The organism is Yersinia alsatica (assembly GCF_025133195.1).
GTDB classification, from domain to species: domain Bacteria; phylum Pseudomonadota; class Gammaproteobacteria; order Enterobacterales; family Enterobacteriaceae; genus Yersinia; species Yersinia alsatica.
The window spans coordinates 4818480-4842878 of the sequence record NZ_CP104006.1; the positions used below are offsets into that span (position 1 = coordinate 4818480).

The following is a 24399-nucleotide window of genomic DNA, read 5'->3' on the forward strand; positions in this document are numbered from 1 at the left end:
ACGGCGCAAATGAAGCACCAAAATAGTGCAATATGACTATCCTGGTGCATACTGAATATCAGCAGACCCCTATGATATGGCATAACCGGGGGATTTGGAAAGTTGGCATAGATTTCGCAATGTATTTTAGCATGAATAGCCAGCACGAATAACAGTCCGAAATAAAAAGTCACAAGTTTGCTGTTTTGAGTGGCGCATCCTTGCAGGTAAAAAGGTTTTTTGCAGTTACAGGTTATTGAAATAAGAAATTTTTACCGGCAAAAATGCCAGAACACCATAAACCTTAGTAATACACGGTAATCGTTCCACGACGACGACTATGACAAATCCGGGAGATATAAGTATGTCCGCTGAACATGTTTTGACGATGCTGAATGAGCACGAAGTAAAATTCGTTGATTTGCGCTTCACCGATACTAAAGGGAAAGAACAGCACATCACTATCCCAGCTCATCAGGTCAACGCTGACTTCTTCGAAGAAGGCAAAATGTTTGATGGCTCCTCGATTGGTGGCTGGAAAGGCATTAACGAATCCGACATGGTACTGATGCCAGATGCCAGCACCGCTGTTATGGATCCGTTCTTCGAAGATTCCACACTGATTATCCGTTGTGACATCCTTGAGCCAGGCACCATGCAAGGCTATGACCGCGACCCGCGTTCTATCTCCAAACGTGCGGAAGACTTCCTGAAATCTTCTGGCATCGCGGATACCGTCCTGTTCGGGCCAGAGCCAGAATTCTTCCTGTTCGACGACGTTCGTTTTGGTAGCAGCATTCGTGGCTCCCACGTCTCTATCGATGATATCGAAGGCGCATGGAACTCCAGCACCAAATACGAAGGCGGCAACAAAGGCCACCGTCCAGCAGTAAAAGGCGGTTACTTCCCAGTTCCTCCGGTCGATTCTTCACAGGATCTGCGTTCTACCATGTGTCTGACCATGGAAGAAATGGGCTTGGTAGTTGAAGCGCATCACCATGAAGTTGCTACCGCGGGTCAGAACGAAGTGGCAACTCGCTTCAATACCATGACCAAGAAAGCTGACGAAATTCAGATTTACAAATATGTGGTGCACAACGTGGCACACGCATTTGGTAAAACTGCGACCTTTATGCCAAAACCAATGTTTGGTGACAACGGCTCAGGCATGCACTGCCATATGTCCTTGTCCAAAAATGGTACCAACCTGTTCGCAGGCGACAAATACGCTGGCCTGTCTGAAATGGCGCTGTTCTACATCGGCGGTATCATCAAGCACGCTAAAGCAATTAATGCCTTGGCTAACCCAACGACTAACTCCTACAAGCGTTTGGTCCCAGGCTACGAAGCACCGGTCATGCTGGCTTACTCAGCCCGTAACCGTTCAGCTTCAATCCGTATCCCAGTGGTTGCCAGCCCGAAAGCCCGTCGTATCGAAGCGCGCTTCCCGGACCCAGCGGCTAACCCATACCTGTGCTTCGCAGCACTGCTGATGGCTGGCCTTGATGGCATCATCAACAAGATTCACCCTGGTGATGCGATGGACAAAAACCTGTATGACCTGCCACCGGAAGAAGAAGCTGAAATTCCAAAAGTTGCAGGCTCCCTGGACGAAGCACTGGTTGCACTGAGCGAAGACCGTGAGTTCTTGACCCGTGGTGGCGTGTTCACTGACGACGCTATCGATGCTTACATCGACCTGCGTAAAGAAGAGATGGACCGCGTACGCATGACTCCGCACCCAGTCGAGTTTGAACTGTATTACAGCGTTTAATTTTAATTAGTCGTTTTTTTTGTTGCCGTGGAAACTTTTGGCCCATCTCACGATGGGCTTTTTTCTCCACCTTTCATTTTTTGTCACAATTCCTCTGGCTCAACTGAGGTTGAATCAATAGGATGTACCCATCTATGGGTATAAATGCACCAAGAGTGTGCAGGAGTCTGCATGATGGCAACAGGCACGCTGCCCGATGCTGGGCAGATCCTCAATTCTCTCATTAATAGCATTCTGCTATTGGATGACTCACTGGCTATTCATTATGCCAATCCCGCAGCCCAGCAACTTCTGGCGCAAAGCTCGCGTAAACTTTTTGGTACACCCCTACCTGAATTATTAGGCTATTTTTCCCTTAATATTGCTCTTATGAGGGAAAGTCTGGAATCGGGGCAAGGTTTCACCGATAACGAAGTGACATTAGTCGTTGATGGTCGGGCGCATATTTTATCGCTGACCGCACAGTCACTACCGGAAGGTTTTATTTTGCTGGAAATGGCACCGATGGATAACCAACGTCGGCTCAGCCAAGAGCAATTGCAGCATGCACAACAAGTTGCCGCTCGTGATTTGGTACGGGGATTAGCGCATGAGATTAAGAACCCGCTGGGTGGCTTGCGCGGCGCTGCACAATTATTGTCAAAAGCCTTGCCCGATCCAGCCTTGCTGGAATATACCAAAGTAATTATTGAGCAAGCTGACCGCTTACGTAATTTGGTTGACCGTTTATTAGGCCCACAGCGGCCCGGTCAGCATGTTACACAAAGCATCCATCAGGTTGCTGAACGCGTTTGCCAACTAGTCTCTCTGGAAAAACCGGATAACGTGACGTTAATCCGTGACTATGACCCAAGCTTACCTGAGCTGGCTCATGACCCAGACCAAATTGAACAAGTGCTGCTGAATATCACCCGCAATGCATTACAAGCTTTGGGTGAGGCCGGTGGCACTATCACGCTTCGTACCCGTACGGCATTTCAGATAACACTGCATGGCATGCGCTATCGTTTGGCGGCCCGAATTGATATTCAAGATGATGGCCCAGGCGTGCCAACGCAATTACAAGATACCCTGTTCTATCCGATGGTAAGTGGCCGTGAGGGTGGTACTGGGCTTGGCTTATCTATTGCCCGCAATCTTATCGATCAGCATTCGGGTAAAATTGAATTTAACAGTTGGCCGGGACATACCGAATTCTCGGTTTACCTGCCTATTCGCCAGTGAGGTTTCTATGCAACGAGGGATAGTCTGGATCGTCGATGACGATAGCTCCATCCGCTGGGTGCTTGAGCGCGCGCTGACTGGAGCAGGTCTAAACTGTGCGACATTCGATTCAGGTAATCAGGTGTTGGATGCTTTAGCGACGCAAACCCCGGATGTGTTGTTATCAGATATCCGCATGCCTGGCATGGATGGATTGGCCCTGCTGAAACAGATTAAGCAGCGCCACCCAATGCTTCCGGTCATCATAATGACCGCGCATTCTGATTTAGACGCCGCAGTTAGCGCCTATCAGCAAGGGGCATTTGATTATCTGCCAAAACCTTTTGATATTGATGAGGCCGTAGCGCTGGTTGAACGGGCTATCAGTCATTATCAAGAACAGCAACAACCTGCGCGTACTCAACCCGCCAGTGGCCCGACCGCCGATATCATCGGTGAGGCTCCGGCGATGCAGGATGTATTCCGCATCATTGGCCGCTTGTCGCGCTCCTCTATCAGTGTGCTGATTAATGGTGAATCCGGTACCGGTAAAGAGCTGGTCGCCCATGCCTTACACCGCCATAGCCCTCGCGCTAAAGCGCCTTTCATTGCGCTGAATATGGCGGCAATCCCAAAAGACTTAATTGAGTCAGAACTGTTCGGCCACGAAAAAGGGGCTTTTACCGGTGCCAATCAGGTGCGTCAGGGCCGCTTTGAACAAGCCGATGGTGGCACTCTGTTTTTAGATGAAATCGGCGATATGCCGCTGGATGTGCAAACCCGCCTGTTGCGCGTGTTGGCTGATGGCCAGTTTTATCGAGTTGGGGGCTATGCTCCAGTTAAAGTGGATGTGCGCATCATTGCGGCGACCCATCAGAATCTAGAGCAGCGCGTTCAGGAAGGTAAATTCCGTGAGGATTTATTCCACCGACTCAATGTGATTCGGGTCCATTTACCTCCCCTGCGCGAACGTCGTGAAGATATTCCGCGTCTAGCCCGCTACTTCCTGCAAGTGGCGGCGAAAGAACTGGGGGTGGAAGCCAAAAATCTGCATCCTGAAACTGAAGTCGCGCTGACTCGCCTGCCTTGGCAAGGTAACGTGCGCCAATTGGAAAATACCTGTCGCTGGCTGACAGTGATGGCTGCCGGGCAGGAAGTACTGGTTCAGGATTTACCTTCTGAGTTATTTGAAACCAGTACGCCAGATGCTTCTGGTCAGCGGATGCCAGATAACTGGTCAACGCTGCTGGCACAATGGGCTGATCGTGCGCTACGTTCTGGCCATCAGGATTTGTTGTCAGAGGCACAACCGGAGATGGAGCGCACGCTGTTAACTACCGCATTACGCCACACTCAAGGGCACAAGCAGGAAGCTGCGCGTCTATTGGGCTGGGGCCGCAATACATTAACGCGTAAGTTGAAAGAGTTGGGAATGGAGTAGCTGAGAATCGCGCGGCTCTGACTTTAAATGCCCCTCAGCGGCGATATCCGCCATTTTGAAAGATGGCAGGTATAGCCGTTGAACATCATTAGATCACGCGGGAGAACTGCTGCCGGCGAGCCTGTTTACGTAAATAAATATCGAAACACATACAAATATTACGAATGAGTAAGCGCCCACGCGGTGTCACGCGAATACCTTTGTCATCCCGCTCCACCAGCCCATCTTGTTCAAACGGCGCTAGCAGCTCAAAATCTTCGGCAAAATAATCCGCAAAACGAATACCATAATGCTGTTCAATCGGCTGATAACTAATTTGGAAATTACAAATCAGTGTTTTAATCACGTCACGACGCAAGCAGTCATCCTCGGTCATGGTCAGGCCACGCCATAATGCATTGCCACGCTGCTCGACCACCGAATAATAGGTTTTTAAATCTTTTTCATTCTGAGCATAACTGTCACCCAGCATACTGATGGCTGAGACGCCCAACCCGAGTAAGTCGCTCTCACCTTGGGTGGTATAGCCCTGGAAATTACGATGCAATTTACCGTCACGCTGAGCAACCGCTAATTCATCATCTGGCCGGGCAAAGTGATCCATGCCAATAAACTGATAGCCGGACTCAGTTAAGAAGCTGATGGTGTGCTGCAAAATATCCAGCCGCTGTTCGGCACTGGGTAAATCAGCATCTTTAATTTTACGCTGCGCGGCAAACAGGCTCGGCAAATGGGCATAATTGAAAACACTCAGACGATCAGGGCTGAGTTCGGCCACCCGTTTGAGGGTAAAAGCAAAGCTTTCAGGTGTCTGCTTTGGCAAACCATAAATCAAATCAATATTGGTGGAGTTAAAACCTAAGGCTTTGGCGCGGGCAATGAGCGCAAAGATAAAGTCTTCATCTTGCTCACGATTAACCAGCCGTTGCACCTCTTTATTGAAATCCTGCACCCCCATGCTCAGGCGGTTAAAGCCTTCAGCACGAAGATGGTCAAGGACATCCAACTCAATTTCCCGTGGGTCGACTTCAATTGACTGCTCCGCACCGGGCAGAAAATCAAAGTTTTCACGCAACAGATTCATCAAATGAGTGATTTGCGTTTTATTCAGATAGGTTGGCGTGCCGCCGCCCCAATGCATCTGGCTAACCTGACGCCCGGCGAACAGCGCTGCCCGCTGGCGGATCTCTTTTTCCAAGACCGCCAGATATTCATCAGCTTTATGTTGCTGGCGCGTCACTAGCTTATTGCAACCACAGAAGTAACAAAGCTTATGGCAAAACGGGATATGCACGTACAGCGACAAAGGGCGCTGCGGATAACGTTTCACCGCCTGCTGAAAAGCAGATTCATTGTAATCTTCACTAAACTCAAGCGCAGTGGGGTACGAAGTGTAACGCGGCCCTGAATAATTATATTTTTGAATCAGGGACAGATCCCAAACTATAGCGTGCTCAGACATGTTCATTCCTTCCGATATTTTCGCTTACCGGGCCGGTTAGAGGGCAGATGTTTTCGTTGTCTGGCCGCAGTAGCGCTGCGCAATCGTGATCTACGTTGCGACAGCCGCCATAGTTTACCCAATAACCACAATAGATAACATGTAAGTAGTAGGGCTATTGTCGGGATCACCCACTTCATACTTTAAAATGCGTCTTTTGGATTACCACTCTTCAGTAATTTTAGAATGTCTTCCTGCTTTTCTTCTTTCTCTTCGTCATCTTCATCACCCAGTTCAATACCCAATTGTTCCATCAGGGCATCGATACGGTCTAAGGTCAGATCAACATAAGCTTGGTCTTCTTTGCTCAATACTTCGTCGTTATCCAGACGATCCAGTAATGCATCCAGACGTTCGTCGTTTTCCAGCTTAGTCAGCTCTTCTTCTGGCGTCAGACGTGGCTTGGCTTCGACTTTAGCTACCGGCTTAGTGGCTGGCTTAGCTTTTACTTTGCTATCCATCACCAAAGGCACCGGCACTTTACTGCCAATCCGTGGATCTTTCTCTTGAGTTTGAGTCTGACCCTTTTTATTACCGCCTTCCACATTGGTTCTTGCACCAGAGCGATTGCCACTGTGTCTCTTCTGGCGCTTACGTTCGCGTGCTTCTATATCAAGCTCTACACGGGTCTTTTTATGACGCTTTGGCGTCGCGGTGCCTTTTGGGGCTCCGCTATTGGTGCGTGGTGCTTTACTTGGCTGCTTCATAACCTGTGCTCTTAAATGAGTATGGGATTGGATTGAGTATATACCCGTCATCTTTCAAGTTGCATAAGTGTTAGCGACGCGCAATCACCCAAATCACTTACCTAGGTAAGTTCATCGAGAATCCCTCAACTTGTCGCCTTCCTGCATCTTGAAATTTATTGGGTATAGGATTGGGCCGGAATCTAGCAGAAAGCAGAGAAAGAAAAAAGGCGGCAGATTAACCTGTCGCCTTTTTTCGCACCTTCTGCGGAAGGATATCCTTACAGCGCATTCCCTGCACTTAGATAACATCCCGGTTTCTCCCTTCTGCAATACGCTATCCTTGCCATCCCTCCAACCTTGAAGGCGACTCACCCAGCACTCCGGCCTGTGTCCATAAACATCCGTTTAAATAAGCTCCCTATATCATCCTTGGCTCACAGTATATCCATTACATTCCTTAAGCATAAGCCACTCTTCCTGAGTGATTAAGCTCCTTGCCAGTACATCCCGCACTGTTGAAAACGTAATCAGTCGTTTGTTTTTATTCGAAAAAACATTACGAAAAAAACCAACCGTTGATAATAATAGCGCATATTTAATAAAGTTTTTCTTAACAGTTGATAAATGATAAGCCATTAATCTTATCTACAATGACCGCCAACTCACAAAAATTGGAATTGCACCGGAAAAAGCAAGAAAAGAGATTCGTTAGCCCCTCTGTAGCTTCAAGTACCAAGGGGATAAAGATAAACCCCCTTTTTTCGGCCTGATGCAGTTATAATCGCTCCATGTAAGCTATCTCTCACGGAGACGACAAATTTTGACTATCAGAAATTATAACTATCACATGACGCACTTCGTCATCAGTGCTCCGGATATTCGCCATCTGCCGCGTGATGAAGGTATTGAAGTGGCATTTGCTGGTCGCTCGAATGCAGGCAAATCAAGCGCCCTCAATACGTTGACCAACCAGAAAAGCTTGGCCAGAACCAGTAAAACGCCGGGCCGTACTCAGCTGATTAACTTATTTGAAGTGGTTGAGGGTGTACGTTTGGTCGACTTACCGGGATATGGCTATGCCGAAGTTCCGGAAGAGATGAAACTCAAGTGGCAGCGCGCATTAGGGGAGTATTTACAGAAGCGTAACTGTCTGAAAGGATTAGTTGTGTTGATGGATATTCGTCATCCGCTAAAAGATTTGGATCAGCAGATGATCACTTGGGCAGTAGCCGTAGGAACTCCGGTTCTTTTATTACTGACCAAAGCGGATAAGCTGGCTTCAGGTGCGCGTAAAGCCCAACTGAACATGGTGCGGGAAGCAATCATTCCATTTATGGGTGATATTCAGGTTGAAGCTTTCTCATCATTGAAAAAGATTGGCGTTGATAAGTTACGGGAAAAACTGGATACCTGGTTTAGCGAAATTCCACCAGAAGTCATGATTGATGAGTATGACGACGAAGGTGAGTAATGACTAAAGCAGCCCGCAAGGGCTGTCTCTCGGCCCATCAAACTTATCCATCCTGCCAGCAAAAACCCAATAAAAAACGCCCCAGTCAATAAATGACTGGGGCGGCTAATATACAGCCAAATCCGATTACGTGAAGTAAAAGGTCTGAAAGATAGAACATCTTACCTCTGTACCCTACATCTGTAACTCTACATCATTTTTTCGCAGGGCAAAAGAATTTTTTGTTGTATAGTTACACAAATTGTCACGATTCAGCGCACAACATCCCCGCATTATCGCCCTTAAATGTAGCTTAATTACATAAAATGCTTTATTTATCGCCACTTACCCGCACAACTAGTGGGCCTGATCCCAGTTATCACCCACACCGACATCCACCTTCAATGGCACTGCCAGTTGCATGCTCTGCTCCATCAGCTCACGAACTTTCTGCTCAGCGCTTTCTAATACACTTTCATGTACCTCAAACACCAATTCATCGTGGACCTGCATAATGACTCGCACCTTTGGTTCCAGCTCTTGTTGTAACCAGGCATCCACGGCAATCATGGCGCGCTTGATAATATCAGCGGCAGTACCTTGCATCGGCGCATTGATAGCCTCACGTTCAGCGGCTTTACGGCGAGTGGCATTACGTGAATGAATATCCGGTAAATAGAGACGACGCCCATCCAGAGTAGTGACGTAGCCTTGATCCGCCGCTTGCTTGCGCGTGCGTTCCATATACTCCAGCACACCGGGGTAGCGCTCAAAATAGAGATCCATATAGCGCTGGGCTTCCCCACGGGGAATATTCAGCTGCCGCGCCAAACCAAATGCACTCATACCATAAATCAGACCAAAGTTAATCGCCTTGGCACTGCGGCGCTGTTCATTAGTGACCTTTTCCAGTGGTAAACCGAAAACTTCGGCCGCTGTAGCGCGGTGAATATCTTTTCCAGCCGCAAAGGCCGCCAGTAATCCTTTATCCTGCGACAGATGGGCCATGATGCGCAGCTCAATCTGTGAGTAGTCAGCCGCCATGATGCGGTAACCTTGTGGCGCAATAAAAGCCTGACGTATACGACGCCCTTCTTCATTACGTACAGGAATGTTTTGCAGGTTAGGATCACGGGAGGACAGACGCCCAGTCGCAGTAACAGCTTGATGATAAGAGGTATGGACACGCCCAGACACCGGGTTAATCATCAGCGGTAGCTTATCGGTATAAGTACTTTTCAGCTTGGCTAAGCCGCGATACTCAAGAATAACCTTCGGCAGAGGGTAATCCAGCGCCAACTCTGCCAGCACATCTTCATTGGTTGAAGCCGCACCACCAGGGGTTTTCTTCAAGATAGGCAGCTTTTGTTTTTCATACAAAATGACCTGGAGCTGCTTAGGTGAGGCGAGGTTAAACGGCTCTTCAGCCAATTCGTGCGCCTGTTTTTCCAGTTCATCAAGACGAATGGTGAGTTCTTTGGAGTGAGCCGCTAAGATATTTTGGTCAATCAAGACGCCAGTTCGCTCGATACGAGATAAAACCGGCAACAACGGCATCTCAATTTCTTGGAACACCCGCTTCAGACCTTCACTTTGTTGCAATTTCGGCCATAACACCAAATGCAGCTGTAGAGTGACATCGGCATCTTCTGCGGCATAAGGCCCAGCTTGTTCTAATGCAATTTGGTTAAAAGTCAGTTGATTCTTACCCTTACCGGCAATCTCTTCAAAGGTAATGGTTTTATGGTTGAGATAGCGCTCTGCCAGGCTATCCATATCATGTCGGCCCGCAACGCTGTCTAAAACATAAGATTCCAGCATGGTATCAAAAGCTATACCACGCAGATTTATGTCATAACGCGCCAGCATACTTTGGTCGAATTTAAGATTCTGACCGACTTTAAGCGCCTTATCGTCTTCCAATAATGGCTTAAGTTGGGCCAGAACCCAATCACGATCAAGCTGGGCAGGGGCATCCAGATAGTCATGTGCCACAGGTAAATAAGCAGCCTCACCCGGAGCAACAGCGAATGAAAAACCAATCAGATTACTGCTGAGGGTATCAAGGCCATCAGTCTCAGTATCAAACGCGAAAACTTCGGCTTTTTTAAGGCGCTCAATCCAGTCAGCTAAAGACTTCTCATCCAGAATAGTTTGATAATTTTCTTGTGATAACACGGCGGTAACTTCAGCCGCAGCAACTGGTTCTGCGGTGACAAAGGCTCTATTATTGGTCTGCGCCGTTGGCCGGCCTTTTTTACCATCCAGCCATTTACCTGCTTCAACATCTGCCAGCCAGCGCTTAAATTCATAACGGCTGAACAGCTGATGCAATTGGTCATCATCCGGTGGTGAGACTTTTAGCTCATCACAGGTTATGTCCAATTCAACATCCGTCTTAATAGTGGCTAATTTATAAGAGAGATAAGCAACATCTTTATTCTGCTCTAACTTGGCAGACATAGTTTTTGCGCCACGGAATGTCAGTGTGGATATTTTATCTAAATTACTGAACAGCGCATCCAGCCCACCCAAACCTTGTAACAGAGCCTGAGCGGTTTTTTCGCCAACACCCGGGACGCCCGGAATATTGTCGGAGGAATCGCCCATCAGGGCCAGAAAATCAATAATCAGCTCAGGAGGAACGCCATATTTGTCGCACACTTCCTGTGGCCCTAAAATAGCGTTATTCATTGTATTGATGAGAGTGATATTTGGCGTAACTAATTGCGCCATATCTTTATCACCAGTACTGATTAATACTGCATGACCTGCTTTTTCAGCTTCCTGTGCCAAAGTACCAATAACATCATCGGCCTCAACCCCTGAAACCACCAATAAAGGTAACCCCATCGCCTTAACCATTTGGTGAAGTGGCTCAATTTGAGCTCTTAAATCATCAGGCATTGGTGGACGGTGGGATTTATATTCAGCAAAAAGCTCGTCACGGAATGTTTTGCCTTTAGCATCGAACACCACTGCCACATGGCTTGGCCGATATTGCAGCAACAGACTGCGTAGCATGTTCAACACGCCGTACATGGCACCAGTAGGTTCACCACTGCCGTTGGTTAGCGGCGGGAAGGCATGGTAAGCACGATAGAGGTAAGAGGAACCGTCAACGAGGATCAATGGGTTTTCTGCAATCTGGGCCATAGGGTTTCTTCATCTTTATTTAGCAAGGTCTGACGCTAAGAATGCCATAGCTGGCAGCAAGAGACGAATTTTAGCGTCCATTCTTGTGCGAAACAGAGCATTTTTGCGTGAAGATCCACAAGATCTAACCTGTGGATAACTTTGTGCGTAAAAACGTGTGCATTTTATATCTGTCGGCAGAGTCTTGAATTCGTAATATTTAAAATTAGAATAATCATAGTGTTACAGTTATTGTTTTTTTATTTTACTGTCATTATTTCTTTATCTAAATTGTGGATATTACTTATTCAGTCGCCTGCATAAGGTAAATAAATTTTACTTATGGTAAATTTATCCTCACGACTTTATTTATTACTCACCATAACCTCCTTTTATCTTTTCACCCCATGAATATCGGCGTTTACCTATCACTGAAATAGATAAATCAATCATAAACAACACTATAATAAATAACAGTGAGCATTTAATTATATGACTGTCACATTAGATAATATGATGATTTATGGCGAAGAGAGAAACAGACTTGAAGCCGAGCAGATATTTAGGTCAGTAAAAGAGGAGTGAATAAATCCACTCCTCTTTTTTGTACTATTACTTTTGAGTCAGTAGGAACTTAACGACATCCGCATACTGTTTAACATAGTTATCCATTGAGCTGGTATCCATGCCATCGTTCTTAATCATATATTTGCCATTAACAAACATGGCTGGCACACCACGTAATTGTAAATCTTCAGCCGCTTTTTGCTGCTGAACAACCAGTGATTTAACCACAAAGCTGTTTAATGCCGCATCATAGTCTTCGCCACTCACACCCGCTTTGATAAATACGTTACGGATATCATCAGGAGTTTGTACTGTTTGGGTTTTCTGTACACCCTCAAACATCAGTGGAGTCACTTTCTCTTCAACACCTAAAGCCATCGCAACAGCCCATGCTTGGGTCAGTTCTTTACCCAATGGACCCAGGAATTCCACATGATAACGGGTCATTTTGACCCCTTCAGGCAGTGCTTTTTTTACTGTCTGAGGAACATGGTAAACCTCTTCAAACTGGTAGCAATGTGGGCAATAGAAAGAGAAAAACTCTAAAACCTGAGGCTCACCAGTTACTGGCTTGTTTAACGTCTGGTATTGAGTGCCATCAGTAAATTGTGCGGCCGATGCACTGAATGCCATCACCATGCCAACGAGTGCTAACCATACATTTTTCATACTATAACAATCTCCATTATCTTAGCTTTAGTACATTGGCATCAGCTGCAAAGGGGGTGCCTGCAACAGCTTAACCTGCTCGGTAAATGAGGCAGTCTGCTGTAACCAAAAATCAGACTCCGCCATCCACGGAAAACTTTTAGGAAATGCCGGGTCCTGCCAACGTCTGGCTACCCATGCAAGGTAATAAACCATCCGCATCGCGCGTAAAGGTTCAATCAGGGCGAGTTCTCGCTGATCAAAATCAGCAAACTCACCATAGGCTTCTAACAAAATATCTAACTGGATTAATTGCTCATTACGCTCCCCATGCAGCAACATCCAAAGATCCTGCACTGCTGGGCCGTTTCTGGCATCATCAAGGTCGACAAACATCGGCCCATCACGCCACAAAATATTACCTGGATGGCAGTCGCCATGTAACCGTAATGGTTGCCAGTCGGTATGCCAATACTGCTTTATAGTGCTTATCAGTAAGTCGGTCGCCGCCAGGAACTTATCTCGCTGTTTTGCTGGTACCAATTCGCTACTGGCCAGCAACTGACGCGGCTCAGTCAGATACTCCTCAATGCCGATCGTTGAGCGGGCAACAAAAAGGCTATCGCGACCCACTTGGTGAATACGACCCAGAAAGCGGCCAACCCATTCCAATTGGTCGAGATTATCTATCTCATACTGACGCCCACCCACACTCGGAAAAACGGTAAAGAAAAAGCCACCATGAGTATGTAAGGTATGCCCGTTAAGCGGTAATGGGGCAATAACCGGGATCTCGGACTCTGCCAAATCAATTGAAAACTGATGCTCCTCAATGATCTGCTCGCTGCTCCAGCGCTCAGGGCGATAGAACTTCACCACGTACCGTTTACGATCTTCATCCATAAACTGATAAACGCGATTCTCATAGCTATTAAGAGCGGTTAGCCCTGAATCCACCCGTAACCCTACCCCTTCAAGGGCATCCATAATCAGGTCAGGAGACAACGTCTGAAAATTAAAAGCAGAGCTGTTCATAGCAACATTCAGTCTATATAAGTGACAGCGGCTCGCTGAGAATAAGAAATAGTATCATCAAAGCCCCTATCTACGCAGACAGGAGTATGTCTAATCTTTAATGATGCCTCGAGCACGCAATATGGCTGTTTTGAAGTCTTCTTCATAATCTTTTTTCAGACCAGGAATAGCTTCTGTTGATGCTGAGCCGCGCATTTTTAGATGATAAATAAGAATATCGTCTGTTAGTTCTGAGAGCTCACCTTCAAAACCGGCTTCGTCTGACAGCTTTTGTAAAAACTGCACCAGATTTAAATCAGGATCTTGTTGCCAGGCCGGGTGTAAAAGCTCAATCAGTTCATTAACGCGATGACATTTCATAGCAAATTTATCCTATTCAAAAATATGCTGACAAAGTAACAGGGATATTCACACAGGGAAAGAGAGCCTATTGTCAATAAAAGTAAATCCTGACGTATTCTCCTATTTAAAGATACAATTCGTCTGCTAGTTGAATACAACGGAGTGATAGAAATGCAGCCCAATATTACCGGCGTTATTCTTGCGGGAGGTCGCTCTTCCCGAATGGGGGGAAACGATAAAGGACTTATTCTTCTTCATGATAAACCGTTGTTTCAATATGTAATTGAGCGACTCAACCCCCAAGTTAACTATGTACTGATTAATGCTAATCGCAATCAGGAACGCTATCAAGAGAGTGGTCTTCCTGTCATTAACGATGCTATTACCGGCTTTGTGGGCCCGCTGGCGGGGATGCATGCGGGCTTGAGTCATTCCCCTACTGAATGGGTTGTATTCGTTCCCTGTGACGTCCCAATGCTCCCTACCGACTTAGTGTCTCAACTTTGGCAGGGTAAACAGCAAGCATTGGCGGCTTATGTCCACGATGGTGAGCGTGCACATCCAACATTAGCGCTAATGCATGTGAGTTTGAAACCACTGTTGGCTGAATATTTAGCAAATGGCGATCGCAAACTTATGATATTTATGGATAGTATCCATGCTCAACCCGTTATGTTTAGTGGGCAGCGCGACCAATTCAGCAATCTCAATACGCCCGCAGATTGCGATTTATGGGAACAAGGTAACCAGGGGGAGTTATGAGTCAGAAAGCACCGCCGCTATTAGGTATAGCTGCATACAGTGGAACAGGGAAAACAACATTACTAAAAAGCCTGATTCCCCTGCTACAACAGCGTCAAGTCCGGGTAGGTTTAATCAAACATACACACCACAATATGGAAATTGATACACCCGGCAAAGATAGTTATGAGTTACGTAAGGCGGGTGCTCATCAGACTCTGGTCGCTAGCGACTGTCGTTGGGCATTAATGACGGAAACCCCAGAACAAAAGCCGTTGGATCTCCACTACCTTGCCAGCAGGTTAGATGCCACAACTATTGATTTGATCTTGGTTGAAGGTTTTAAACATGAGCCAATCAATAAAATAGCACTCTATAGAGAAGCGGTTGGTAAACCTATTTCTGGTTTGATTGATAGCTATGTTATTGCTTTAGCAAGTGATAAACCGATTGATACCCTAGTGACACAGTTAGATATTAATCAGCCGGAGCAGATTGCAGAGTTTATCTGCCATTGGCTTAGAACAGCCCCGTCAGGATCATAAAAGCAAAAAGGCCACCCGCTAGGGTAGCCTTCTCTTTTATTCTTCGCACTACGTATCAATATCCACGGCCAATAACATTCACGTCGTTTTTTAGCATTCTCACAACGTTAAAAATCGTTACCGGCGGTTTTTCCTACTCTATTCACCTCATTTCTGGGTGAGTCTCACCTCGTTGGGACCAGTGCATGCGCTGTTCTAACCGATCATAATACTCATATTGTATTTTGTTTTAAGTGCAGGCATAAAAAAAGCCCTCTGCGCAGCAGAAGGCTTTCTCTTGTATCCTAAATCCCACATAGCAAAAACCCCACGCTTTTGGCATGGGGTCTCGGCTTGATTTGATGCCTGGCAGTGTCCTACTCTCGCATGGGGAGACCCCACACTACCATCGGCGCTACGGCGTTTCACTTCTGAGTTCGGCATGGGTTCAGGTGGTCCCACCGCGCTATGGCCGCCAGGCAAATTCTGTTTTAATCAACCCGCTACACTATAACTCCCATGCAGCCAGCCAATTCAATCTGTAAACGTCGCTGAAAATTAAAATATACTCTCAAATAACCAAAACACCTTCGGTGTTGTAAGGTTAAGCCTCACGGATCATTAGTACTGGTTAGCTCAATGCATCGCTGCACTTACACACCCAGCCTATCAACGTCATAGTCTTTAACGTTCCTTCAGGGGGCTTAAAGCCCCAGGGAAGACTCATCTCGAGGCAAGTTTCCCGCTTAGATGCTTTCAGCGGTTATCTCTTCCGAATTTAGCTACCGGGCAATGCCATTGGCATGACAACCCGAACACCAGTGATTCGTCCACTCCGGTCCTCTCGTACTAGGAGCAGCCCCTCTCAATCTTCCAACGCCCACGGCAGATAGGGACCGAACTGTCTCACGACGTTCTAAACCCAGCTCGCGTACCACTTTAAATGGCGAACAGCCATACCCTTGGGACCTACTTCAGCCCCAGGATGTGATGAGCCGACATCGAGGTGCCAAACACCGCCGTCGATATGAACTCTTGGGCGGTATCAGCCTGTTATCCCCGGAGTACCTTTTATCCGTTGAGCGATGGCCCTTCCATTCAGAACCACCGGATCACTAAGACCTACTTTCGTACCTGCTCGAGCCGTCACTCTCGCAGTCAAGCTAGCTTATGCCTTTGCACTAACCTCACGATGTCCGACCGTGATTAGCTAACCTTCGTGCTCCTCCGTTACTCTTTGGGAGGAGACCGCCCCAGTCAAACTACCCACCAGACACTGTCCTCACCCCGGATTACGGGGCCGAGTTAGAACATCAAACATTAAAGGGTGGTATTTCAAGGTTGGCTCCACGCAGACTGGCGTCCACGCTTCGATGCCTCCCACCTATCCTACACATCAAGGCTCAATGTTCAGTGTCAAGCTATAGTAAAGGTTCACGGGGTCTTTCCGTCTTGCCGCGGGTACACTGCATCTTCACAGCGAGTTCAATTTCACTGAGTCTCGGGTGGAGACAGCCTGGCCATCATTACGCCATTCGTGCAGGTCGGAACTTACCCGACAAGGAATTTCGCTACCTTAGGACCGTTATAGTTACGGCCGCCGTTTACTGGGGCTTCGATCAAGAGCTTCGCCTTGCGGCTGACCCCATCAATTAACCTTCCAGCACCGGGCAGGCGTCACACCGTATACGTCCACTTTCGTGTTTGCACAGTGCTGTGTTTTTATTAAACAGTTGCAGCCAGCTGGTATCTGCGACTGGCTTCGGCTACGAGAGCAAGTCTCTTTACCTAATGCCAGCGTGCCTTCTCCCGAAGTTACGGCACCATTTTGCCTAGTTCCTTCACCCGAGTTCTCTCAAGCGCCTGAGTATTCTCTACCTGACCACCTGTGTCGGTTTGGGGTACGATTCAATGTTACCTGATGCTTAGAGGCTTTTCCTGGAAGCTTGGCATCAACTACTTCTGCACCGTAGTGCATCGTCATCACACCTCAGCGTTGATAAGCAACCGGATTTACCAGGTCACTCCGCCTACATGCTTAAACCGGGACAACCGTCGCCCGGCTAGCCTAGCCTTCTCCGTCCCCCCTTCGCAGTAACACCGAGTACAGGAATATTAACCTGTTTCCCATCGACTACGCTTTTCAGCCTCGCCTTAGGGGTCGACTCACCCTGCCCCGATTAACGTTGGACAGGAACCCTTGGTCTTCCGGCGTGCGGGCTTTTCACCCGCATTATCGTTACTTATGTCAGCATTCGCACTTCTGATACCTCCAGCAGACCTCACAGTCCACCTTCAACGGCTTACAGAACGCTCCCCTACCCAACAACACCTAAGTGTCGCTGCCGCAGCTTCGGTGCATGGTTTAGCCCCGTTACATCTTCCGCGCAGGCCGACTCGACCAGTGAGCTATTACGCTTTCTTTAAATGATGGCTGCTTCTAAGCCAACATCCTGGCTGTCTATGCCTTCCCACATCGTTTCCCACTTAACCATGACTTTGGGACCTTAGCTGGCGGTCTGGGTTGTTTCCCTCTTCACGACGGACGTTAGCACCCGCCGTGTGTCTCCCGTGATAACATTCTTCGGTATTCGGAGTTTGCATCGGTTTGGTAAGTCGGGATGACCCCCTAGCCGAAACAGTGCTCTACCCCCGAAGATGAGTTCACGAGGCGCTACCTAAATAGCTTTCGGGGAGAACCAGCTATCTCCCGGTTTGATTGGCCTTTCACCCCCAGCCACAAGTCATCCGCTAATTTTTCAACATTAGTCGGTTCGGTCCTCCAGTTAGTGTTACCCAACCTTCAACCTGCCCATGGCTAGATCACCGGGTTTCGGGTCTATACCTTGCAACTAGACGCCCAGTTAAGACTCGGTTTCCCTACGGCTCCCCTATTCGGTTAACCTTGCTACAAAATATAAGTCGCTGACCCATTATACAAAAGGTACGCAGTCACACCACGAAGGTGCTCCCACTGCTTGTACGTACACGGTTTCAGGTTCTATTTCACTCCCCTCGCCGGGGTTCTTTTCGCCTTTCCCTCACGGTACTGGTTCACTATCGGTCAGTCAGGAGTATTTAGCCTTGGAGGATGGTCCCCCCATATTCAGACAGGATGTCACGTGTCCCGCCCTACTCATCGAGTTCACAGCAAGTGTATTTTTGTGTACGGGACTATCACCCTGTACCGTGCGACTTTCCAGACGCTTCCACTAACACACAAACTGATTCAGACTCTGGGCTCCTCCCCGTTCGCTCGCCGCTACTGGGGGAATCTCGGTTGATTTCTTTTCCTCGGGGTACTTAGATGTTTCAGTTCCCCCGGTTCGCCTTGCATGGCTATGTATTCACCATGCAATAGTGCAACGAATTGCACTGGGTTTCCCCATTCGGGTATCGTCGGTTGTAACGCTTCATATCAGCTTACCGACGCTTTTCGCAGATTAGCACGCCCTTCATCGCCTCTGACTGCCTAGGCATCCACCGTGTACGCTTAGTCGCTTAACCTCACAACCCGAAGGTGTCTTTCGACAACTTGCGTTGTGATTATTTGAGAGACTCTAATACAGGTTACTCGTTATCTCAGTACATCTACGGAGAGATAAGTTTCAGCTGTATTGTTTCAATTTTCAGCTTGTTCCAGATTGTTAAAGAGCAATATTTCACAACCCACTGCGTCTTGCGACCGCAGTACGTTTTGAAATAGTTTTTTATATGGTGGAGCTAAGCGGGATCGAACCGCTGACCTCCTGCGTGCAAGGCAGGCGCTCTCCCAGCTGAGCTATAGCCCCATATAAAAAGCAGTTTACCTTGTGTTCCAATTCGCTTAGCCGCAGGCGGTTTTAACGTGAGTCACGCAGTGTGCAAACGCACATGAGTAACGCAACGATTAAAAGCGACAAGGATAAGTAGAGTTGGTGGGTCTGAGTGGACTTGAACCACCGACCTCACCCTTATCAGGGGTGCGCTCTAACCACCTGAGCTACAGACCCAACAAGGTACTAAAGCCCGACTAATTTCTCAGCCCGGCCTTATTTGCTCGTTACTTTCTATCAGACAATCTGTGTGGACACTGCGCAATGCGTATCGTTAGGTAAGGAGGTGATCCAACCGCAGGTTCCCCTACGGTTACCTTGTTACGACTTCACCCCAGTCATGAATCACAAAGTGGTAAGCGCCCTCCCGAAGGTTAAGCTACCTACTTCTTTTGCAACCCACTCCCATGGTGTGACGGGCGGTGTGTACAAGGCCCGGGAACGTATTCACCGTAGCATTCTGATCTACGATTACTAGCGATTCCGACTTCATGGAGTCGAGTTGCAGACTCCAATCCGGACTACGACAGACTTTATGTGGTCCGCTTGCTCTCGCGAGTTCGCTTCACTTTGTATCTGCCATTGTAGCACGTGTGTAGCCCTACTCGTAAGGGCCATGATGACTTGACGTCATCCCCACCTTCCTCCGGTTTATCACCGGCAGTCTCCTTTGAGTTCCCACCATGACGTGCTGGCAACAAAGGATAAGGGTTGCGCTCGTTGCGGGACTTAACCCAACATTTCACAACACGAGCTGACGACAGCCATGCAGCACCTGTCTCACAGTTCCCGAAGGCACCTAAGCATCTCTGCTAAGTTCTGTGGATGTCAAGAGTAGGTAAGGTTCTTCGCGTTGCATCGAATTAAACCACATGCTCCACCGCTTGTGCGGGCCCCCGTCAATTCATTTGAGTTTTAACCTTGCGGCCGTACTCCCCAGGCGGTCGACTTAACGCGTTAGCTCCGGAAGCCACGCCTCAAGGGCACAACCTCCAAGTCGACATCGTTTACAGCGTGGACTACCAGGGTATCTAATCCTGTTTGCTCCCCACGCTTTCGCACCTGAGCGTCAGTCTTTGTCCAGGGGGCCGCCTTCGCCACCGGTATTCCTCCAGATCTCTACGCATTTCACCGCTACACCTGGAATTCTACCCCCCTCTACAAGACTCTAGCTTGCCAGTTTCAAATGCAGTTCCCACGTTAAGCGCGGGGATTTCACATCTGACTTAACAAACCGCCTGCGTGCGCTTTACGCCCAGTAATTCCGATTAACGCTTGCACCCTCCGTATTACCGCGGCTGCTGGCACGGAGTTAGCCGGTGCTTCTTCTGCGAGTAACGTCAATGATTGAGCGTATTAAACTCAACCCCTTCCTCCTCGCTGAAAGTGCTTTACAACCCGAAGGCCTTCTTCACACACGCGGCATGGCTGCATCAGGCTTGCGCCCATTGTGCAATATTCCCCACTGCTGCCTCCCGTAGGAGTCTGGACCGTGTCTCAGTTCCAGTGTGGCTGGTCATCCTCTCAGACCAGCTAGGGATCGTCGCCTAGGTGAGCCATTACCCCACCTACTAGCTAATCCCATCTGGGCACATCCGATGGCGTGAGGCCCGAAGGTCCCCCACTTTGCTCTTGCGAGGTCATGCGGTATTAGCTACCGTTTCCAGTAGTTATCCCCCTCCATCAGGCAGTTTCCCAGACATTACTCACCCGTCCGCCGCTCGCCGGCAAAGTAGCAAGCTACTTTCCGCTGCCGCTCGACTTGCATGTGTTAGGCCTGCCGCCAGCGTTCAATCTGAGCCATGATCAAACTCTTCAATTTAAGATTTGTTTGATTTGCTGCTAATAAAAGCAGCGATGCTCAAAGATTACTTTCTGCAAATATGCATTCGAACCGAAGTTCAAATGTGTACTGCTTTGGTCACTCTTCAAGACTTTGATATTGCTTCTGCCTGCCGAAACAGGCTTCGATATCGTCTTGCGAGTGCCCACACAGATTGTCTGATAAATTGTTAAAGAGCGTTCGTTACCCGTTTGCCTTTCAGCGAATCTTACGGTAACGCGGGAGGCAGATAATACGCTTTCCCGCTGAAGAGTCAAGGTTTTCTTTTGTTTCTTTCGAAGTCAAAATCATTCTTTTCTCTTCCTGACCCGGCGAAGTGTGTTTCGTTGTTCCCGGTCAGTGGAGGCGCATTATAGGGAGTTCCTGACAGCCTGCAACCCCTAATTTGAAAAAACTTTTCAACCGTGCTTTTTTTCAGCAAAAATGGGGTAAAAGGCCAGTATTTAAACAATTATTAAGCTAAACATTCAGTACCGGTGCTAAACAGTAGAGTAAAATAGAACTATAAGAAGACAGATAGGACAAAACACCATGCAACTAAATACCCAACAACAGGCCGCCCAGCGTAATCTTTCGTATCTGTTGGCCGAAAAGATTGGCCAGCGTATTCTCGCCGGGGAATATGAAGCCGGCAGCATATTGCCTGGCGAGATAGAGTTGGGAGAACAATTTGGTGTTAGCCGAACTGCTGTTCGCGAAGCGGTAAAAATGCTCGCCGCAAAAGGGATGCTATTACCCCGCCCACGGATTGGTACTCGGGTGATGCCGCAAGCCAATTGGAACTATCTCGATCAGGAGTTATTGACCTGGTGGATGAACCGAGAGAATTTCGATGAAGTCATGCAGCACTTCCTTATATTAAGGAGGTCACTCGAACCTCAAGCTTGTTCACTGGCAGCTATCAATGCTAATGAAAAGCAACGGGCATTATTAACTTCATTAATAGAAGAGATGCGAGCACTGCATACTCAGTTTAATCGTGAACGATGGATTCAAGTGGATGCTCAGTTTCATCAATTAATCTATGAAGCCAGCGGCAATCCATTTCTGACATCGTTCGCGAATTTGTTCAGTTCGGTTTATCACAGTTACTTTCGCGCCATTACCGGTGATGAGGTGATAAAACTGCAACACCATCAGGATATTGTCGACACCATTCTAGCGGGCGACAGTCAAGGTGCTTTATTAGCCTGCCAAGTGTTATTAACAGAGAAAGATTAGCGACTAAATGTTATTTATATCTATATAGATAGAGAGGGTATTCCTCCCAAGATAACCAGGACAGACAATGATAAAATCTGCACGCAGCATGGCGGGCCTTCCCTGGATAGCCGCCATGGCTTTCTTTATGCAGGCTTTGGATGCCACCATACTGAATACGGCACTCCCTTCAATAGCTGAAAGCCTTAACCGCTCACCGCTGACCATGCAATCAGCCATTATCAGTTATACCCTCACGGTTGCCATGTTGATTCCGGTGAGTGGCTGGCTGGCGGACCGCTTTGGGACTCGGCGGGTTTTCATTGTGGCAGTGTCATTATTTACGTTCGGCTCGTTTCTGTGCGCACTTTCAGATTCACTGCCGTTTTTAGTGACGTCCCGAGTGATTCAGGGCGTCGGCGGTGCGATGATGATGCCCGTGGCCAGATTGGCACTTATTCGGGCTTATCCACGAAGTGAATTACTCCCCGTATTAAATTTTGTCACTATCCCCGGATTAGTCGGTCCGGTAATGGGGCCATTACTCGGTGGGCTGCTAGTAACCTATGCCACATGGCATTGGATTTTTATCCTTAATATACCTATCGGCTTGTTGGGCATTTTTTATGCTCGTAAATACATGCCTGACTTCACCATGCCTAAACGTGCCTTTGATTTTATTGGTTTCCTGCTATTCGGCAGCAGTTTAGTCATGATATCCGTGAGCCTGGAAATCATGGGACGGCCTGATATCGCCGACTATCTCCCCGCCGCAACTATGGTCGGCGGCTTATTGATGCTGCTCTTTTATGTATTCCACGCCAAAAATCACCCTAATCCACTAATCGGATTACCGCTATTTAAGACCAGAACATTCTCTGTCGGGATTGCCGGTAACGTCGCGTCACGTCTGGGCACCGGTTGCGTACCTTTCTTGATGCCATTGATGTTGCAGGTTGGATTTGGTTATTCAGCGATTATTGCTGGTTGCATGATGGCCCCCACAGCCATTGGTTCGATGATGGCAAAATCTGTGGTGACGCAAGTATTGCGTTCGTTGGGCTACCGTAAAGTGTTAGTGGGGGTCACGGTGATTATCGGCATCCTGATTGCTTTGTTTTCACTGCAATCACCGGGTATGTCGCCTTGGTTGATGATATTGCCACTCTTTATATTGGGTATGGCGATGTCCACACAGTTTACTGCGATGAACACCATCACGCTGGCTGACTTAACAGATAATAATGCCAGCTCGGGCAACAGTGTTTTGGCAGTAACCCAACAACTGGCCATTAGCTTTGGTGTGGCTATCAGTGCGGTTGTATTGCGCTTTTACGATGGGTTATCCGTGGGCAATAATGTCGATCACTTCCACTACACCTTTATTACTATGGGTATGGTGACATTATTGTCTTCTGCAGTGTTCTTATTACTCAAACCCAAAGATGGCAATAATCTCATTAAGGGCCGGGCAGTGAAAAAAGTCGCGCAACCCGCAGAAAGCGAAGTTTAATGAGTAGCGACTGACCCACGTTCGACCAGCTCGGGAGTGAGAGTCAGAACTTGAGGTTCCGCTTCCGGGTTATTTAACCGATGAATCAGAGTATCAATGGCGAGTTCACCAAGAGAGTCTTTTGGCTGATGAATGGTCGTCAGCGGTGGCGTCATATATTGTGCGATTTCGATATCATCGTAACCAATGACGGCCATATCTTGCGGAATTGATAACCCTGCCTGATGCAAAGCCTGATAAACCCCAACAGCCATGGCATCGTTGCTGGTAAAAACAGCTTCAGGTGGCTCGGCCAATGCCAGTAGCTGTTTCATGGCAACCAAACCGCCACTAAATTCAAAATCACTCGCCACTTCATATCCCGGTAACACCGGTAAACCAGCACGATCCATTGCCTGGCGGAATCCTTCCAGACGTTCTTTGGCTGGCGTTTTATCTTGTGGGCCAGCAATACAGGCGATGCGGGTATATCCTCTGGCAATCAAATATGAGGTTGCCATTTCCCCACCTAATAATGAGTTGTCCTGAATAACATCATTCACCCCTTCGAACGGAGCCCAATCCATCATAATGATCGGCAATGAAGGGTAGCAACGCAGAATATCTTGTGATGGGCGGTGGCTTTCGGTGCACATTAATAGCAAACCATCGACACGCTTTTGCATCAGGGTTTCAATGCTGCGGCTCATGCGATCGATATCACCTTCGGTATTACACAGAATCAAACTATAACCGCGCTCATAACAACTGCGTTCAACACCACGCACAACTTCGGCATAAAACGGGTTGCTACTGGCGGTAACCAACATACCTATGGTACGGGTTTGATTGAGTTTTAAACTCCGCGCTAGCGCAGAAGGGGCATAGTTGAGTTGCTTGATGGCAGCTTGCACTTTGTCGCGAATAGGATCGCTGACAAAACGATTTTTATTAATAACATGCGAGACTGTTGATGTTGATACGCCCGCTAGGCGGGCGACATCTTTCATGGTGGCCAAA

15 protein-coding genes, 2 tRNA genes, 3 rRNA genes and 1 pseudogene are annotated in these 24399 nt (G+C 47.9%); 8 read left to right on the top strand and 13 right to left on the bottom strand.

Annotated features, from left to right (window positions below; all coding sequences use genetic code 11):
- Positions 1–343 precede the first annotated feature (343 nt).
- From glnA to glnG, 3 genes are all read left to right on the top strand, one after another.
- Positions 344–1753: a glutamate--ammonia ligase gene (glnA, locus tag N0H69_RS21810; RefSeq protein WP_050110156.1), complete on the top strand. Its 1410-nt coding sequence runs from the start codon at positions 344–346 to the stop codon at positions 1751–1753.
- A 174-nt stretch (positions 1754–1927) separates the two neighbouring features.
- Positions 1928–2977, top strand: coding sequence for a nitrogen regulation protein NR(II) (glnL, locus tag N0H69_RS21815; protein ID WP_050135808.1), 1050 nt, complete (start codon positions 1928–1930; stop codon positions 2975–2977).
- A 7-nt stretch (positions 2978–2984) separates the two neighbouring features.
- The gene (gene glnG, locus N0H69_RS21820; protein ID WP_050110158.1) at positions 2985–4397 is read left to right on the top strand and encodes a nitrogen regulation protein NR(I); all 1413 of its coding nucleotides are present in this window, start codon (positions 2985–2987) and stop codon (positions 4395–4397) included.
- Positions 4398–4485: 88 nt separating this feature from the next.
- Here glnG and hemN read toward each other — a convergent pair whose 3' ends face one another.
- Complete coding sequence (hemN, locus tag N0H69_RS21825; RefSeq protein ID WP_050146986.1) at positions 4486–5859, bottom strand: oxygen-independent coproporphyrinogen III oxidase; 1374 nt, start codon at positions 5857–5859, stop codon at positions 4486–4488.
- Between the two features lie 182 nt (positions 5860–6041).
- Positions 6042–6605, bottom strand: a complete 564-nt coding sequence (yihI, locus tag N0H69_RS21830; RefSeq protein WP_050123977.1) for a Der GTPase-activating protein YihI — start codon at positions 6603–6605, stop codon at positions 6042–6044.
- A gap of 802 nt (positions 6606–7407) precedes the next feature.
- On the opposite strand from yihI, the gene yihA reads away from it, so the two are divergent.
- Positions 7408–8058, top strand: coding sequence for a ribosome biogenesis GTP-binding protein YihA/YsxC (gene yihA / locus N0H69_RS21835; protein ID WP_032912141.1), 651 nt, complete (start codon positions 7408–7410; stop codon positions 8056–8058).
- 115 nt (positions 8059–8173) lie between these two features.
- On the opposite strand, the pseudogene spfP reads toward yihA, so the two are convergent.
- The 5 genes and pseudogenes from spfP to N0H69_RS21855 all read right to left on the bottom strand — a co-directional run.
- Positions 8174–8218, bottom strand: a pseudogene (spfP, locus tag N0H69_RS22360) (small protein SpfP); the annotation flags it as partial.
- Between the two features lie 176 nt (positions 8219–8394).
- On the bottom strand, positions 8395–11193 hold the full coding sequence (gene polA, locus N0H69_RS21840; RefSeq protein ID WP_151420008.1) for a DNA polymerase I: 2799 nt from the start codon (positions 11191–11193) through the stop codon (positions 8395–8397).
- 591 nt (positions 11194–11784) lie between these two features.
- On the bottom strand, positions 11785–12408 hold the full coding sequence (gene dsbA / locus N0H69_RS21845; RefSeq protein WP_050110166.1) for a thiol:disulfide interchange protein DsbA: 624 nt from the start codon (positions 12406–12408) through the stop codon (positions 11785–11787).
- A 27-nt stretch (positions 12409–12435) separates the two neighbouring features.
- Positions 12436–13422 (bottom strand): serine/threonine protein kinase, encoded by a 987-nt coding sequence (locus N0H69_RS21850; RefSeq protein ID WP_050152082.1) that lies wholly within the window; start codon positions 13420–13422, stop codon positions 12436–12438.
- Between the two features lie 90 nt (positions 13423–13512).
- The gene (locus N0H69_RS21855) at positions 13513–13782 is read right to left on the bottom strand and encodes a YihD family protein (protein WP_050110168.1); all 270 of its coding nucleotides are present in this window, start codon (positions 13780–13782) and stop codon (positions 13513–13515) included.
- Between the two features lie 153 nt (positions 13783–13935).
- Here N0H69_RS21855 and mobA point away from each other — a divergent pair, with 153 nt between their 5' ends.
- On the top strand, positions 13936–14526 hold the full coding sequence (gene mobA / locus N0H69_RS21860; RefSeq protein WP_050152081.1) for a molybdenum cofactor guanylyltransferase MobA: 591 nt from the start codon (positions 13936–13938) through the stop codon (positions 14524–14526).
- Positions 14523–15050, top strand: coding sequence for a molybdopterin-guanine dinucleotide biosynthesis protein MobB (mobB, locus tag N0H69_RS21865; RefSeq protein ID WP_050135802.1), 528 nt, complete (start codon positions 14523–14525; stop codon positions 15048–15050). Before mobA ends, mobB begins: the two co-directional genes overlap by 4 nt.
- A 343-nt stretch (positions 15051–15393) precedes the next feature.
- Here mobB and rrf read toward each other — a convergent pair.
- The 5 genes from rrf to N0H69_RS21890 all read right to left on the bottom strand — a co-directional run bounded on the left by rrf (position 15394) and on the right by N0H69_RS21890 (position 20666).
- A 5S ribosomal RNA gene (gene rrf / locus N0H69_RS21870) occupies positions 15394–15509 on the bottom strand.
- Between the two features lie 120 nt (positions 15510–15629).
- Positions 15630–18536 (bottom strand): 23S ribosomal RNA (locus N0H69_RS21875).
- Between the two features lie 208 nt (positions 18537–18744).
- Positions 18745–18820, bottom strand: a tRNA-Ala gene (locus N0H69_RS21880).
- A gap of 124 nt (positions 18821–18944) precedes the next feature.
- Positions 18945–19021, bottom strand: a tRNA-Ile gene (locus tag N0H69_RS21885).
- 102 nt (positions 19022–19123) lie between these two features.
- Positions 19124–20666: ribosomal RNA gene (locus tag N0H69_RS21890) — 16S ribosomal RNA — on the bottom strand.
- The 16S, 23S and 5S rRNA genes sit together here with 2 tRNA genes alongside, the layout of an rRNA operon.
- A gap of 552 nt (positions 20667–21218) precedes the next feature.
- On the opposite strand from N0H69_RS21890, the gene N0H69_RS21895 reads away from it, so the two are divergent.
- Both N0H69_RS21895 and mdtD read left to right on the top strand, forming a co-directional pair.
- A complete protein-coding gene (locus N0H69_RS21895) occupies positions 21219–21908 on the top strand; it encodes a FadR/GntR family transcriptional regulator (protein ID WP_050109323.1) in 690 nt (229 codons plus the stop codon).
- A 67-nt stretch (positions 21909–21975) separates the two neighbouring features.
- Entirely contained in the window at positions 21976–23400 is a 1425-nt protein-coding gene (gene mdtD / locus N0H69_RS21900; RefSeq protein ID WP_050109322.1) for a multidrug transporter subunit MdtD, read from the top strand.
- On the opposite strand, the gene rbsR is transcribed toward mdtD, so the two are convergent.
- Positions 23397–24398, bottom strand: a complete 1002-nt coding sequence (gene rbsR, locus N0H69_RS21905; protein WP_050151823.1) for a ribose operon transcriptional repressor RbsR — start codon at positions 24396–24398, stop codon at positions 23397–23399. The genes mdtD and rbsR overlap by 4 nt on opposite strands.
- Position 24399: the final 1 nt, after the last annotated feature.